Origin of the sequence: Pantoea jilinensis, from assembly GCF_019104105.1 — a bacterium.
GTDB classification, from domain to species: domain Bacteria; phylum Pseudomonadota; class Gammaproteobacteria; order Enterobacterales; family Enterobacteriaceae; genus Pantoea; species Pantoea eucalypti.
The window spans coordinates 530,280-544,830 of the sequence record NZ_CP077746.1; the positions used below are offsets into that span (position 1 = coordinate 530,280).

Annotated in this window: 14 protein-coding genes; 11 read left to right on the top strand and 3 right to left on the bottom strand. The window is 55.7% G+C overall.

What is annotated here, in order from left to right:
* Positions 1 to 184: 184 nt before the first annotated feature.
* From hflK to KTJ90_RS02595, 8 genes are all read left to right on the top strand, one after another.
* Positions 185 to 1,423: an FtsH protease activity modulator HflK gene (hflK, locus tag KTJ90_RS02560; protein WP_003855318.1), complete on the top strand. Its 1,239-nt coding sequence runs from the start codon at positions 185 to 187 to the stop codon at positions 1,421 to 1,423.
* Between the two features lie 3 nt (positions 1,424 to 1,426).
* Positions 1,427 to 2,431, top strand: coding sequence for a protease modulator HflC (hflC, locus tag KTJ90_RS02565; protein ID WP_003855319.1), 1,005 nt, complete (start codon positions 1,427 to 1,429; stop codon positions 2,429 to 2,431).
* Between the two features lie 56 nt (positions 2,432 to 2,487).
* Positions 2,488 to 2,688, top strand: coding sequence for a DUF2065 domain-containing protein (locus KTJ90_RS02570; protein WP_033743145.1), 201 nt, complete (start codon positions 2,488 to 2,490; stop codon positions 2,686 to 2,688).
* A gap of 164 nt (positions 2,689 to 2,852) precedes the next feature.
* Positions 2,853 to 4,151 carry an adenylosuccinate synthase gene (locus tag KTJ90_RS02575; protein ID WP_008925795.1) on the top strand — a complete coding sequence of 433 codons (1,299 nt, stop codon included), beginning with the start codon at positions 2,853 to 2,855 and terminating at the stop codon, positions 4,149 to 4,151.
* 218 nt (positions 4,152 to 4,369) lie between these two features.
* Positions 4,370 to 4,813: a nitric oxide-sensing transcriptional repressor NsrR gene (nsrR, locus tag KTJ90_RS02580; protein WP_003855325.1), complete on the top strand. Its 444-nt coding sequence runs from the start codon at positions 4,370 to 4,372 to the stop codon at positions 4,811 to 4,813.
* A gap of 16 nt (positions 4,814 to 4,829) precedes the next feature.
* Entirely contained in the window at positions 4,830 to 7,319 is a 2,490-nt protein-coding gene (rnr, locus tag KTJ90_RS02585) for a ribonuclease R (RefSeq protein WP_499025911.1), read from the top strand.
* Between the two features lie 68 nt (positions 7,320 to 7,387).
* Positions 7,388 to 8,122 carry a 23S rRNA (guanosine(2251)-2'-O)-methyltransferase RlmB gene (gene rlmB, locus KTJ90_RS02590; RefSeq protein WP_003855328.1) on the top strand — a complete coding sequence of 245 codons (735 nt, stop codon included), beginning with the start codon at positions 7,388 to 7,390 and terminating at the stop codon, positions 8,120 to 8,122.
* 220 nt (positions 8,123 to 8,342) lie between these two features.
* Entirely contained in the window at positions 8,343 to 9,971 is a 1,629-nt protein-coding gene (locus tag KTJ90_RS02595; RefSeq protein ID WP_039659428.1) for an isovaleryl-CoA dehydrogenase, read from the top strand.
* Here the strand turns inward: KTJ90_RS02595 and bsmA are convergent.
* Both bsmA and KTJ90_RS02605 read right to left on the bottom strand, forming a co-directional pair.
* Positions 9,945 to 10,271 carry a biofilm peroxide resistance protein BsmA gene (gene bsmA, locus KTJ90_RS02600; RefSeq protein ID WP_312041410.1) on the bottom strand — a complete coding sequence of 109 codons (327 nt, stop codon included), beginning with the start codon at positions 10,269 to 10,271 and terminating at the stop codon, positions 9,945 to 9,947. The two genes, KTJ90_RS02595 and bsmA, sit on opposite strands and share 27 nt — an antisense overlap.
* 56 nt (positions 10,272 to 10,327) lie before the next feature.
* Positions 10,328 to 12,259 carry a methyl-accepting chemotaxis protein gene (locus tag KTJ90_RS02605; RefSeq protein ID WP_499025912.1) on the bottom strand — a complete coding sequence of 644 codons (1,932 nt, stop codon included), beginning with the start codon at positions 12,257 to 12,259 and terminating at the stop codon, positions 10,328 to 10,330.
* Between the two features lie 159 nt (positions 12,260 to 12,418).
* On the opposite strand from KTJ90_RS02605, the gene yjfP reads away from it, so the two are divergent.
* Complete coding sequence (yjfP, locus tag KTJ90_RS02610; protein WP_154926741.1) at positions 12,419 to 13,168, top strand: esterase; 750 nt, start codon at positions 12,419 to 12,421, stop codon at positions 13,166 to 13,168.
* Positions 13,169 to 13,217: 49 nt separating this feature from the next.
* Here yjfP and KTJ90_RS02615 read toward each other — a convergent pair whose 3' ends face one another.
* Positions 13,218 to 13,424, bottom strand: coding sequence for a hypothetical protein (locus tag KTJ90_RS02615; protein ID WP_003855333.1), 207 nt, complete (start codon positions 13,422 to 13,424; stop codon positions 13,218 to 13,220).
* A gap of 404 nt (positions 13,425 to 13,828) precedes the next feature.
* Here KTJ90_RS02615 and rpsF point away from each other — a divergent pair, with 404 nt between their 5' ends.
* Both rpsF and priB read left to right on the top strand, forming a co-directional pair.
* Positions 13,829 to 14,224 carry a 30S ribosomal protein S6 gene (rpsF, locus tag KTJ90_RS02620; RefSeq protein WP_003855334.1) on the top strand — a complete coding sequence of 132 codons (396 nt, stop codon included), beginning with the start codon at positions 13,829 to 13,831 and terminating at the stop codon, positions 14,222 to 14,224.
* 6 nt (positions 14,225 to 14,230) lie between these two features.
* The gene (gene priB, locus KTJ90_RS02625) at positions 14,231 to 14,548 is read left to right on the top strand and encodes a primosomal replication protein N (RefSeq protein WP_010256154.1); all 318 of its coding nucleotides are present in this window, start codon (positions 14,231 to 14,233) and stop codon (positions 14,546 to 14,548) included.
* The last annotated feature ends 3 nt before the right edge of the window (positions 14,549 to 14,551 follow it).

The following is a 14,551-nucleotide window of genomic DNA, read 5'->3' on the forward strand; positions in this document are numbered from 1 at the left end:
ATTTTCGTTGCAGGCCAGATACGCAGGATTTACCCGGGTATTTCGGATTTCAGCAAGGCGGCAACTGAGTGAATCCCTGGGTGCTTACTGCTGTAAGTGACCGGGGTGAGCGAAGGCAGCCAACATCGCTGCAATCCGAAAGATGAAGGGTAAAAACCGTAATTACAATAAATGGAGTAGAGACATGGCGTGGAATCAGCCCGGAAATAACGGACAGGACCGCGACCCGTGGGGAAGCAGCAATAATCAAGGCGGCAACTCTGGGGGAAATAAGGGAGGACGGGAATCCGGGCCTCCTGATCTGGATGATATCTTCCGTAAGCTGAGCAAGAAGCTTGGTGGACTGGGCGGTGGCAAACAGAGCGACAGCGGTCAACGCGGCTCCGGCAGCGGTGGCAAAATTGTTGGCATCGTGGCTGTTGCTGCTGTAGTCATCTGGGCTGCAAGCGGTTTCTACACCATCAAAGAAGCGGAGCGTGGCGTAGTGACGCGTTTCGGTAAGTTCAGTCACCTGGTCGAACCCGGCCTGAACTGGAAACCTACATTCATTGATCAGGTTCGTGCGGTTAACGTTGAATCAGTACGTGAACTGGCGGCTTCAGGTGTCATGCTGACTTCGGACGAGAACGTTGTGCGTGTCGAAATGAACGTGCAGTACCGCGTGACCGATCCGGAACGTTATCTTTATGCAGTCACCAGCGCGGACGACAGCCTGCGTCAGGCAACTGACAGCGCGCTGCGCGGCGTGATTGGTCGTTCCACCATGGACCGCATTCTGACTGAAGGCCGTACCGTGGTGCGTAGCGAAACCCAGCGTGAAATCGATGAGACGATTCGCCCTTACAACATGGGTGTCGCGGTTGTGGACGTTAACTTCCAGGCTGCCCGTCCGCCGGAAGAAGTGAAGTCTGCCTTTGATGACGCGATTGCGGCACGCGAAAACCGTGAGCAGTACGTCCGTGAAGCAGAAGCTTACGCCAACGAAGTTCAGCCTCGAGCTAACGGCCGTGCGCAACGTATTCTGGAAGAGGCGCGTGCATACAAAGAGCGTACCGTTCTGGAAGCCCAGGGTGAAGTGGCGCGATTCGCCAAAATTCTGCCGGAATATAAAGCCGCTCCTGAAATCACCAAAGAGCGTCTTTATATCGAGACGATGGAACGTGTGCTGAGCCATACCCGCAAAGTCCTGGTTAACGATCGGGGTAATAACCTGATGGTGCTGCCGCTGGATCAACTGATGCGTGGCACCCAGGCTGCACCGGGCCAGAGCGGTCAGAAGGGCAGTAACAGTTCTTCGCTGCCGGCTATCTCCGATCGCGGCGCCAGCCGCAATGACACGTCGTCATACAGTCCGGACAACATCATGGATCAGCGTCGGGCCAATGCTCAGCGCAGCGACAGCCAGCGCGAAGGGAGAGAGTAATCGATGCGTAAGCCAATAGTATTTTTGATCATTGTCGTGCTGGTGGCGCTCTATGCGTCGCTGTTTGTGGTGCAGGAAGGGGAGCGAGGCATTGTTCTGCGCTTCGGCAAAGTCCTGCGCGATGGTGAAAACAAACCGCAGGTGTTTGCGCCGGGCCTGCATTTCAAGATCCCATTCCTGGAAACGGTTAAAACGCTGGATGCGCGCATTCAGACCATGGATAACCAGGCCGATCGCTTCGTCACTAAAGAGAAGAAAGATCTGATCGTCGACTCTTACATCAAGTGGCGTATTAGCGACTTCAGTCGCTACTACCTGGCTACCGGCGGCGGTGATGTCTCTCAGGCGGAAGTGCTGCTGAAACGTAAGTTCAGTGACCGCTTGCGTTCTGAAATGGGCCGTCTGGATGTGAAAGATATCGTAACGGACTCTCGTGGTCGCCTGACGACGGATGTCCGTGATGCGCTGAACACCGGTTCTGCTGGCAGCGATGATGAAATCGCAACGCCTGCTGCCGATGACGCTATTGCCAGTGCAGCGGCTCGTGTAGAGCGTGAAACCAACAGCAGCGAGCCGGCGCCCAATCCGAACAGTATGGCGGCATTAGGTATTCAGGTGATGGATGTGCGCATCAAGCAGATCAACCTGCCGACTGAGGTTTCCGATGCGATCTTCAACCGTATGCGTGCCGAGCGTGAAGCGGTAGCGCGTAGCCAGCGTTCGCAGGGTCAGGAAGAGGCTGAAAAACTGCGTGCTCAGGCCGATTATCAGGTGACACGTACTCTGGCTGAAGCCCAGCGTGAAGCGCTGATTACACGTGGTGATGGTGATGCGGAAACGGCGCGGTTGTTTGCGGATGCGTTCAGCAAAGATCCTGACTTCTACGCTTTCATTCGTAGCCTGCGCGCCTATGAAAACAGCTTCAGTGAAAATCAGGATGTGATGGTGTTAAGTCCGGATAGCGACTTCTTCCGATATATGAAGGCGCCCTCTAACGCGACACGTTAAGAACTGATATAACCTGTAGGCCGACAATGTTGTCGGCCTTTTTTTTGGGTATCAGAATGAAAACGAGCATCTGGATGGCACTGGCGCTGGTATTAGTGCTGGAAGGGTTGGGACCGATGTTTATGCCACGCGCCTGGCGACGCATGATCCTGACGATGAGCCGTTTACCCGATCGCCTGCTGCACCGATTTGGTGGTGGACTGGTGGTGGCTGGCATGGTGATCTATTGCATGCTGAGTCTGCACGGCAACCTGTAAACCGGGAGAAGATCGGCTAAATTGTGCCTCTTTGCGCCGTTATCCCCAATATGTTGTAGTGATCAAAACGCAGGCAAAAAAGCGCGCAATCGTATGCTAAAAGTGCTGAAAAGCATAGGATCAGATGGTAGAATCCTTTTTTAAGCAATCGGTGATTTTGAGAAATGGGTAAGAACGTCGTCGTACTGGGCACCCAATGGGGTGACGAAGGTAAAGGTAAGATTGTAGACCTTCTGACTGAGCGCGCGAATTACGTTGTGCGTTATCAAGGCGGCCACAATGCGGGCCACACGCTTGTCATCAACGGTGAAAAAACCGTCCTCCACCTGATCCCTTCTGGCATTCTGCGCGATAACGTGACCAGCATCATTGGTAACGGCGTAGTGCTCTCTCCTGAAGCCTTAATGAAAGAGATGAAAGGCCTGGAAGCGCGCGGAATTCCGGTACGCGAGCGTCTGCTGATTTCTGAAGCCTGTCCGCTGATCCTGCAATATCATGTTGCGATGGATATGGCGCGTGAACGTGCCCGTGGTGCCAAAGCGATTGGTACGACTGGCCGTGGCATCGGTCCTGCTTATGAAGATAAAGTTGCCCGTCGTGCACTGCGCGTCAGCGACCTGTTTAATAAAGAAACATTTGCCGCCAAACTGAAAGAAGTCGTCGATTTCTACAACTTCCAGCTGGTGGAGTATTACAAAGAGCCGGCAGTCGACTTCGATAAAGTGCTGAGCGATGTGATGGAAGTCGCTGACATCCTGACTGGCATGGTGGTTGACGTCTCTGAACTGCTGGATGTCGCGCGTAAGCGTGGCGATCTGATTATGTTTGAAGGTGCGCAGGGTACGCTGCTGGATATCGATCACGGGACTTATCCGTACGTGACCTCATCCAACACGACCGCAGGTGGTGTTGCAACCGGTTCAGGCATTGGTCCGCGTTATGTCGACTACGTTCTGGGTATTGTGAAAGCTTACTCAACCCGCGTTGGTGCAGGCCCGTTCCCGACCGAACTGTTCGACGAAACCGGCGAATTCCTCTGTGCGCAGGGTAATGAGTTTGGTGCGACCACCGGTCGCCGCCGCCGTACCGGCTGGCTGGATGCAGTAGCGGTTCGCCGCGCGGTTCAGATCAACTCCCTGTCAGGTTTCTGCATGACCAAGCTGGACGTGCTGGATGGCCTGAAAGAGGTGAAAATCTGTGTGGCTTACCGTATGCCTGATGGTCGCGAAGTGACCACTACGCCACTGGCGGCAGAGAACTGGGAAGGCATTGAGCCGGTTTACGAGACCCTGCCAGGCTGGAGCGAGACAACGTTTGGCGTGAAGACGCTGGAAGGTTTGCCTCAGGCCGCGCGTGATTACATCAAGCGTGTTGAAGAGGTAACAGGTGTGCCGATTGATATCATCTCAACCGGTCCCGATCGTAGTGAAACGATGATTCTGCGCGACCCGTTTGACGCATAATCATTCAGGCCGGACACTGTCCGGCCCTTGTTTTTCCACTCTCAGATGCCACTTAATCTCCCTTCGCTTGTCAAACCTTGTGCTGGCTTAAAAAAACGCACGGCTGATCAGACTCTGGTTTATCATCGTAGTTAATCGAATGGCGATCCGATTCAATCCTGACATCAATCGTAAGGCGAATAACCTAATGCCACGCCTGAAGGTTCACCGAGGTTACTGTGCAGCTCACGAGTTTTACTGATTATGGCTTACGCGCCCTGATTTATCTGGCATCGTTGCCAGAAGGTCAGCAGACCAATATTACGGAAGTGACAAACACCTATGGTTTGTCCCGCAATCATATGGTCAAAATCATCAATCAGCTGAGCCGGGCGGGCTATGTCGCCGCCACGCGTGGTAAAAACGGCGGCATTCGTTTGGGTATGCCAGCGCGCCAGATTGTCATTGGCGACGTGGTACGTAAGATGGAGCCACTACAACTGGTTGACTGCGCCTCCTGTTCCATCACGCCAGCCTGTCGTCTGAAGCAGGCATTACATGATGCAGTGCAGCGATTTTTGCAGGAGCTGGATAACTATACCCTGGCAGACCTGGTCGAAGGCAATACACCACTTTATGAGATCATCTTGTCCAGATCGCCAGTGGCAATAAATATTAAATGACATCGGAGGAACCGCTATGTCAAAAGATCCATTTCAGGATAGAGAAGCTGAAAAATACGAAAACCCTATTCCGAGCCGTGAATTTATTCTGGCTCTGCTAGAAAAACGTGAAAAACCGGCCAGCCGTGAAGAGCTGGCTGAAGAGATGAATCTGCAGGAAGAAGAGCACCTTGAGGCACTGCGTCGCCGCCTTCGCGCTATGGAGCGTGATGGTCAGCTGGTGTTCACCCGCCGTCAGTGTTATGCCCTGCCAGAACGCCTTGATCTCCTGCGCGGTAAAGTCATTGGCCATCGTGATGGCTACGGCTTCCTGCGGGCAGAAGGCCAGAAAGATGACCTTTACCTCTCCGCAGAACAGATGAAATTCTGTATGCACGGTGACGTGATCCTGGCGCAGCCGCTGGGTGCCGATCGCAAAGGCCGCCGCGAAGCGCGTGTGGTTCGCGTGCAGGAACCCCGCAACAATCAGATCGTTGGCCGTTACTTTACCGACGCTGGCGCAGGTTTTGTGGTACCGGACGACAGTCGCCTGAGTTTTGATATTCTCATCCCGCCTGAAGAGACGATGAATGCCCGTATGGGTTCCGTGGTGGTGGTTGAGCTGGTCCAGCGTCCGAACCGTCGCAGCAAGGCGATCGGTAAAATTGCAGAGATTCTGGGCGATGATATGGGCACCAGCCTGGCCGTAGATATGGCGCTGCGTACCCATGAAATTCCGCACACCTGGCCGCCAGAAGTGGAAGCGCAGATCAGTAAGCTGAAAGAAGAAGTGCCGGAAGAGGCCAAAAAAGGCCGCGTCGATCTGCGTAAACTGCCGCTGGTCACCATCGATGGTGAAGATGCCCGTGACTTTGATGATGCTGTCTACTGTGAGAAGAAGCGCGGTGGCGGATGGCGTCTGTGGGTGGCGATTGCCGACGTGAGTTACTACGTCCGTCCTGGCACGCCACTGGATGACGAAGCGCATCAGCGCGGCACCTCAGTTTACTTCCCGTCGCAGGTTGTTCCGATGCTGCCCGAAGTACTGTCGAATGGCTTATGTTCGCTTAACCCGCAGGTCGATCGTCTCTGTATGGTGTGCGAGATGACCATTTCGACCAAGGGCAAGCTGACAGGCTTTAAGCACTACGAAGCGGTAATGAATTCCCATGCGCGTCTGACCTATAACAAAGTCTGGAACATCCTGCAGGGCGACAAAGAGCTGCGTCAGCAGTATGCACCGCTGGTCAAAGACCTCGAAGAGCTGAATAACCTCTATCATGCGCTGGAAGCTGCCCGTGAAGAGCGTGGCGGAATCTCGTTTGAAACGGAAGAGGCGAAGTTCATCTTCAACGCCGAGCGCCGTATTGAACGTGTTGAGCGTGCATCACGTAATGACGCCCACAAACTGATTGAAGAGTGCATGATCCTGGCGAACATCGCCTCGGCACGCTTCGTTGAGAAAAATCAGGAACCGGCACTGTTCCGCGATCACGATCGCCCGACCGACGAGAGCATCAAGAGCTTCCGTACCGTGCTTAATGAGCTGGGACTGACGCTGCCTGGCGGCAATAAACCGCAGCCGGTTGATTATGCAGCGCTGCTGAAGCAGGTTGCCGATCGTCCTGATGCGGAAATGCTGCAAACCATGCTGCTGCGTTCGATGAAGCAGGCCGTTTACGATCCGGAAAACCGCGGTCACTTTGGTCTGGCACTCTCGTCCTATGCGCACTTTACTTCGCCGATTCGCCGCTACCCGGATCTGACGCTGCACCGCGCTATCAAGTATCTGCTGGCGAAAGAGCAGGGTGAAGGCAAGGGACTGGTTCAACGTGCCATCAAGTACCTGATGCCTAAAGATAAAAATGCCAAAGATCTCACTACGGCAACCGGCGGCTATCACTACGAGATGCCGGAGATGCTGCAGCTGGGTCTGCACTGCTCCCTGACCGAGCGCCGTGCGGATGAAGCGACCCGCGACGTCGCGGACTGGCTCAAGTGTGACTTTATGCAGGATCAGGTTGGCAATGTCTTCAACGGCGTCATCTCCAGCGTCACCGGATTTGGCTTCTTTGTCCGCTTAAGCGATTTGTTCATCGACGGTCTGGTGCACGTTTCAACGCTCGACAACGATTACTACCGTTTTGATCCGGTTGGTCAGCGTCTGATTGGTGAATCGGGCGGTCGCACCTATCGTCTGGGTGACACGGTTGAAGTGCGTGTTGAAGCGGTCCACATGGACGAGCGTAAAATCGACTTTGCTCTGATCTCCAGCCAGCGTCAGGTCCGTGGTGAAGGTAAAACCGCGCGTGACCGGGCAAAACGTGACGATAACGCCCCAACGAAACGCCGTCGCAATGCGAGCAGGAAGTCTAACTTCGAGTCGGATTCTGCGTTCCGGGGTGATAAAGGCAAGCCCGCCGCTGCGGATTCCGCGAATAAAAGTAAAAATGTCTCGGAAAAAACCCGTAAAATCGCCGCCGCCACCCGGGCGAAGCGCGCCAGAAAAAAGGCGCAGCCTGACTGATGCGCGCACCCGCCCTTTCTCCTGAGAAAGGGCGGTCATTTATTCATTTCCAAACACTGAGCAGATCGATGAGCGAAATTATTTTTGGTATCCATGCCGTGCAGGCGTTGCTGGAACGTGACCCACAACGTTTCCAGGAAGTCTTTATCCTCAAAGGCCGCGACGATCGTCGCCTGCAACCCGTGGTCGCCGCGCTGGAAGCTCAGGGGATTGTTATTCAGCTGGCCGAGCGCAAGTGGCTCGACAGCCAGGTTGAAGGCGGTGTGCATCAGGGTATCGTAGCCCGGGTGAAACCGGGCCGTCAGTATCAGGAAGGCGATCTGCCGGATCTGCTGCAGAGCCTGGACAAACCGTTCCTGCTGGTGCTGGACGGTGTCACCGATCCCCATAACCTGGGTGCCTGCCTGCGCAGCGCTGATGCTGCCGGTGTTCACGCCATCATCGTGCCAAAAGATCGTTCCGCTCCCCTGAACGCCACCGCCAAAAAAGTGGCCAGTGGCGCGGCAGAGAATGTGCCGTTGATCCGCGTGACCAACCTGGCGCGTACTCTGCGTCTGCTGCAGGAATATAACATCTGGGTCGTTGGCACCGCAGGTGAAGCGGACCATACCGTCTTCCAGAGCAAAATGACCGGCCCGATGGCGCTGGTGATGGGCGCAGAAGGGGAAGGCATGCGTCGTCTGACCCGTGAGCATTGCGATGAGCTGATCAGCATTCCGATGGCGGGCAGCGTTTCTTCGTTGAATGTCTCGGTCGCCACCGGCGTCTGCCTGTTTGAAGCGGTGCGTCAGCGCAACGCCTGATCCCCGATGTGATCCTCGCCACAAATTAGTTTCTGTACCAGGCATAACTGCACGTCATTCGTATATACCCAAAGAATTTCGGGTTGCATTGAGGCGGCAAGAGAACGAATCCCGATGAGCTTACATGAGTAAGTGATTCGGGTGAGCGAACGCAGCCAACAAACATGCAGCCTGAAAGACGACGGGTATACTTACTGAGTGACATCCGCGAGGAGCCGTTATGACCTGGACAACACACACTGTTTTTAATCAGCCTCATCCTCTGAGCAACAGCAATCTGTTTCTGTCTGATACGCCGCTTGGCGAGGCACTCTCACGCGAAGGTGCCGGATGGGATCGGGAATGGCTGGCATCGGTAGGTCGTCAGCTGGGCAGCGCCGAGTCTCTGGAGCTGGGCCGACTCGCCAATGCTGAGCCGCCTGAACTGCTGCGCTACGACGCCCGTGGCGAACGCATGGATGAAGTTCGTTTCCATCCCGCCTGGCATCTGCTGATGCAGGGTGTCTGCGCCAGTCGCCTGCACAACCTGAGCTGGCAGCCCACGGTTCGTGAACAGGCCAGCGTGGCGCGCGCTGCGCGCTTTATTCTGCATGCGCAGGTTGAGGCGGGCACGCTCTGCCCGGTGACCATGACACACGCGGCCATTCCCCTGCTACAGACTTATCTGCCGGCCGCCTTTGAAGGCTGGCTCGATCCGCTGCTCAGCGATCGCTACGACACCCATGCACAGCCCGGCGACCAGAAGCGGGGTCTGCTAATCGGAATGGGTATGACGGAAAAGCAGGGCGGCAGCGATCTGCTCACCAGCACCACCCACGCTGAACCGCTGGGCGCGCGTGGCGCAGGTGAAGCCTACCGCCTGACGGGCCATAAATGGTTTTTCTCCGTGCCACAGAGTGATGCGCATCTGGTGCTGGCTCAGACGCCTGCCGGATTAAGCTGTTTCTTCCTGCCGCGGCTGTTACCCGATGGGTCACGCAATGCCATCCAGCTGGAGCGGCTAAAAGATAAGCTGGGTAATCGTTCCAATGCCAGCTGTGAAGTGGAGTTTCGCGACGCGACTGGCTGGCTGCTGGGTGAGGAGGGCGAAGGCGTGCGGCTGATCCTGAAGATGGGCGGCATGACGCGTTTCGACTGCGCCCTTGGCAGTCACGGTCAGATGCGCCGCGCTTTCTCGGTAGCCGTCTCGCATGCCCATCAGCGTCAGGTAATGGGGAAAAATCTGGTGGAGCAGCCGCTGATGCGTCAGGTTCTGGCTCAGCAGGCATTGCAGCTGGAGGGGCAAACTGCACTGCTGATGCGGCTGGCGCGCGCCTGGTCACAGCCGGCAAAACCGCATGAAGTCACCTTTGCCCGCCTGTTTACGCCCGCGGCAAAATATGAGATCTGCAAAGCGGGTGCGCCGTTCGTTGCGGAGTCGATGGAGGTGCTGGGAGGGATCGGCTATTGCGAGGCCAGTGAGCTCCCGCGCCTCTATCGTGACATGCCGGTCAATAGCATCTGGGAAGGATCGGGCAACGTGATGTGCCTTGATGTGCTGCGCGTGCTTGCCCGTCAAGCAGAGGTTACGGCGATGCTAAGTCAGGAATTTGAAGCAGTGAAAGGGAGTAACCGCCATTTTGATACGCGCTGGCGTCAGCTGCGTCTGAGGCTTAACCACGTTCCTGAAGAGCAGGCGCGTGAGGTTACCCGCACGCTGCTGCTGCTGGCAATGGGTGCACAGCTACTGAAATATGCCGAACCTCCGCTGGCGGATGCATGGTGCCAGCAGTGGCTCGACCAGCGTGGCTCGCGCCCGCTTGAGGCTGCTATTACCGATCGTTTACTGGACCGTGCCTGTGGCAGGTGATGCGCCGTACAGAATCGCACTGGCGTACCAGAAGCCCGGCATGACCGTTTCGCTCACCATCACGATCTGATAGTACGCGGCTCCGGCCTGATTGGCCTGGGCGGCAACGGCACGCTGGGCATCATCCGGTGAGCCGTGTACGTTAACGGTAATATTGCCCAGCTTCGGCAAACCGCCACTCTGCGCCCGTGAAATCTCCTGTGCCTGTTGAGTCGGCGCAGGCGGGGCTTTTGGCGTGGTGTCAAACGCCGAACAGCCTGCCAGCAGCAGGCTGAACACCAGTAAATAAGCAGAACGCATAGCAAAACCCTTTTTTAGGACGAGACAATGAGTGTACGTCATCGCCCTGAAAGACGTCAGGATTTCAGGCTGAATACGCTGACCAACTGGGTCAGGTGGTGCCCTTTATCACTCAGGTTCTGCGCGCTGTTTTCCGCCTGTGCCACCAGTTCGCTGTTCTGGTGCGTCGCCTGACTGATCTGGTTCATCGCAATATTAACCTGACCGATACCTGCCGCCTGCTCCTGCGCCGCCACGTTGATCTCGCCCATCAGTGCCTGCACCTGCTCGATGTGCGTCACAATGTTGGTCATTGCATCGCGCGTCTGCTCAGAGAGCTGATGGCCCTCTGCCACGTTGCTGATAGAGGTCGCAATCAGTCCGTCGATCTCTTTAGCGGCTTGCGCGGAACGCTGAGCCAGCGCGCGCACCTCGGCGGCTACCACGGCAAAACCCCGGCCCTGTTCGCCAGCACGCGCCGCTTCAACCGCAGCATTCAGCGCCAGGATATTGGTCTGGAAGGCGATCGACTCAATCACATGCGTGATATCCGCAATGCTTTGCGATGAAACCTTAATGGCTGACATGGTATTGACAGAGCGCACCACGGTTTTGCTGCCGTGACTGACGATATTGCTGGCTTCGGCCACCAGTGACATCGCCTGACGCAGGCTTTCGGCGGTGTGTTCAACCGTGGCACCAAACTGCTCCATGCTGGCAGAGGTCTGCTCGACGCTGCTGGCCTGACGCCCAATCTGCTCGCTGATGTTATGGCTGCTGGCCGCGATGGTGTCCGTGCCGTCGCTGATCTCCTGCGCCGCACCGCGCACCTGGCCGACAATTTTCTCCAGGCCATCGCCAATGCCGTTAATTGCAATGATCAGCTGGCCAACTTCGTCGCGACGATGCGTATTCATATGGACCTGCAGGTTGCCGGCGGCATACTGTTCCGCCAGATGAATCACCTGCTGCAGCGGACGGGTAATCGCCCGACGGCTGTACCAGACAAAGCCCAGCGCAAAGACGATTACCAGAACCAGTCCGGTAATCAGGAACAGGTTACGGCTATGCGTAATGGGCGCAAGCAGGCTGTCGCGGTTAACTTCGCCGGTAATCACCCAGTTCCAGTCCGGCAATTGCTCCCAGGCCAGAATCTGCATCTCACCATTGATCTCCACCTGCTGCATACCTTTCGGCTCCGTCAGCAGCGGTTTCAGCGTTGCATCATCCCAGTCGGGGCGTTTTCCTTCGTCGTGCTGATCGAACAGATACGCTCCCTGCGTTTTACCGGGCGTGCCGTTGAGCACGAAGAAATGACCGCTATCACCCAGCTTACGCGCCAGGATTTTTTCTCGCATCAGCGCATACTGTTTATCAATACCCACACCGACGAACAGAATGGCAACGACTTTACCGCTCTCATCTTTTATCGGCTGATACTGTGTGATATAGCGATGGCCGAACAGCGTCGCCAGCCCGCGGTAGACTTCGCCCTGGTGAACACGTTTCCAGGCCGCCCCGGTGCGGTCAAGCTGCGTACCGATTGCGCGACTGCCATCCTCTTTTTTCAGCGAGGTTGAAACACGGACAAAGTCATCGCCATCGCGCACGAAAATGGTCGCCACGGCGGCGGTGCGCTCGGTGAAATCGTCTACGGCAGTTTGATCGAGATTCAGTGTTTTCAACCCGGCACGCAGCACTGGCGTCGAAAAGGCACCGACCTGCACCCGCGAGCTTTCATCCAGGCTAAAGCGCTTAGGCAGGAAGCTGGTAAACAGATCGGTATAGTGAGCCACCTCTTCGGTGAGGGTGGCATTAAACATAGTGGCCATTTCACTGATGCCCTGCACCTGGTTGTGCATGTCATCGATGGCGAGATTTTCCAGCTGGCGCGAGGCGTTGTGGCTTTGAGTCAGTGTCAGTAACAGCAACAGCAGTGCAACGCTGAGAGACGTCAGTACAGACAGCTTAACTCCGAGACTCAGTCCGCTGAGAGAGAGACGCTTCATAAATTACCTTTGATCAAGTTAAGGGAGTACACGATCAACGGCAGAGTGCGGGAAAAGTTTAGGGAGAAGTTAGACAGCTAAGCGGAGCGGGTGATTTCGCAAATCAACCCGCAGAACACAGACTTGATCGGCATGCCTTGCTGCCTCTCAGGAGAGACCATGATTGAACTCACTACAGAAACACTGGCCGGTATCGAATGCCTGCACGCCACGCCTGCCGGACAACGGCATCAGCCACTGCCAACCGTGCTGTTTTATCACGGCTTTACCTCATCAAAAGAGGTCTACGCCTATTTCGCCGTGGCGCTGGCACAGGCGGGGTTTCGGGCGGTGATGCCGGATGCGGAGCTGCACGGCGCGCGTTATCACGGTGATGCCAATGCACGCCTGGGCCGCTTCTGGGAGATTCTGAAACAGAACATTGATGAGCTGCCATTGCTGGAGGCTGCGCTGCGTAGAGACAATCTGATCGCTGACAGGCGTTTCGCAGTGGCGGGTGCGTCGATGGGTGGCATGACGGCACTGGGCGCGATGGCGCGTTATCCGCAGATCCAGAGCGTCGCCTGTATGATGGGATCGGGCTATTTTATGCAACTGAGCGAATCGCTGTTTCCACCGCTGGTGGCTGATACGCCGGAGCAGAAAGCGCAGTTTGCGGCCCGTATGGCTCCCCTGACGGACTATGATCCCTGCAACCATCTGGAGGCACTGGCTAACCGTCCGCTACTGTTGTGGCATGGCGAAGCGGATGAGGTTGTGCCCTGGGCGGAGAGTGTCCGGCTGGAGAGGGCGCTGCGTGACAATGGACTGGCGCAGCATCTGACCTCACTGTCGGAAAAACAGATCGGGCATAAGATCACGCCCTCTGCATTAACGGCGCTGGTCAGCTTTTTTAGACAGCAGTTATAAATAATGAACGGGCGGAGAAGGACTCTGCCGCCCGTAAAGTTACCAGCACTTACCAGAACGCAGACGCTTTTTCTGCTGCGCTGGCAGGCGCATTAACCGGGTTTCTTTCCGGCGTATCCAGCCGGTTAACGTAAACATAACCCGATGCCGCTTCGCTGCTGTGACTTCTCATCTGCTGCGCACAGTCAGCATGGCTGGCAAGAGCGGGTGGAGACAGGAAGAGACCCAGTAAAGTGGCGATGACGAACGTTTTCATGCCCGACTCCTCACTTCAGGGAACACACTCTGCGTGACGCCACTAAGCGAACCGTGACGTCTCTAATCAGTTTAGCGACTGAGTAAATTATCGCCAGATCATCCACCTGAACCTCTTTGTCAGCATTTTTGAACCTTCGCCGCCCAACCTGCTGTATTTACGTCATTAGCACAAAAAGCCCCGATATCTGGCACGACGCCTGCGATTTGTTTAAATGTGCGCTTGAGTTCAGGCACCTTCGCCGGTATGATTACGCGTCAATTTTTCAGCCGCATTCTCAGGCTGTGTCCCACAAACGCTCGTCACTGCGAACCTTTGTGGGACACAGCCTATAACGTTCCTTGCTTCCATGGGCCGCGGTTGACCCCGACAGGAGGCTGAATAATCCGTAAGGAGCAATTTCGATGCGTCATTACGAAATCGTATTTATGGTTCATCCTGACCAGAGCGAACAGGTTCCTGGCATGATCGAGCGTTACACTGGTGCTATCACTGGTGCTGAAGGCACGATTCACCGTCTGGAAGACTGGGGCCGCCGTCAGCTGGCTTACCCGATCAATAAACTGCACAAAGCGCATTACGTTCTGATGAACGTTGAAGCGCCGCAGGAAGCGATCGATGAGCTGGAAACGAACTTCCGCTTCAACGACGCCGTTATCCGTAGCATGGTTATGCGCGTTAAAAACGCGGTAACTGAAGCATCACCGATGGTTAAAGCGAAAGATGAGCGTCGTGATCGTCGCGAAGATTTTGCTAACGAATCCGCTGATGAGTCAGATGCTGGGGATTCTGAAGAGTAATCCATCGTGACGGTCAATCGACTTCGCCTGTCTGGCACTGTGTGCAAGACACCGGTTCGAAGAGTTAGCCCGTCAGGAATTCCTCACTGTCAGTTTGTGCTTGAGCACCGCTCAGTGCAGGAGGAGGCCGGGTTTCACCGGCAAGCCTGGTGTCGTATGCCTGTTATTATTAGCGGCAGCGCCCATCAGGTGATTACTCAACATATAACGGTCGGCACGCAACTCACACTCGACGGTTTCATTAGTTGCCATCAGGCACGAAATGGCCAGAGCAAAGTGGTGTTCCATGCCGAGCAGATTGAATTGATAGATTCTGGAGACTAGCCT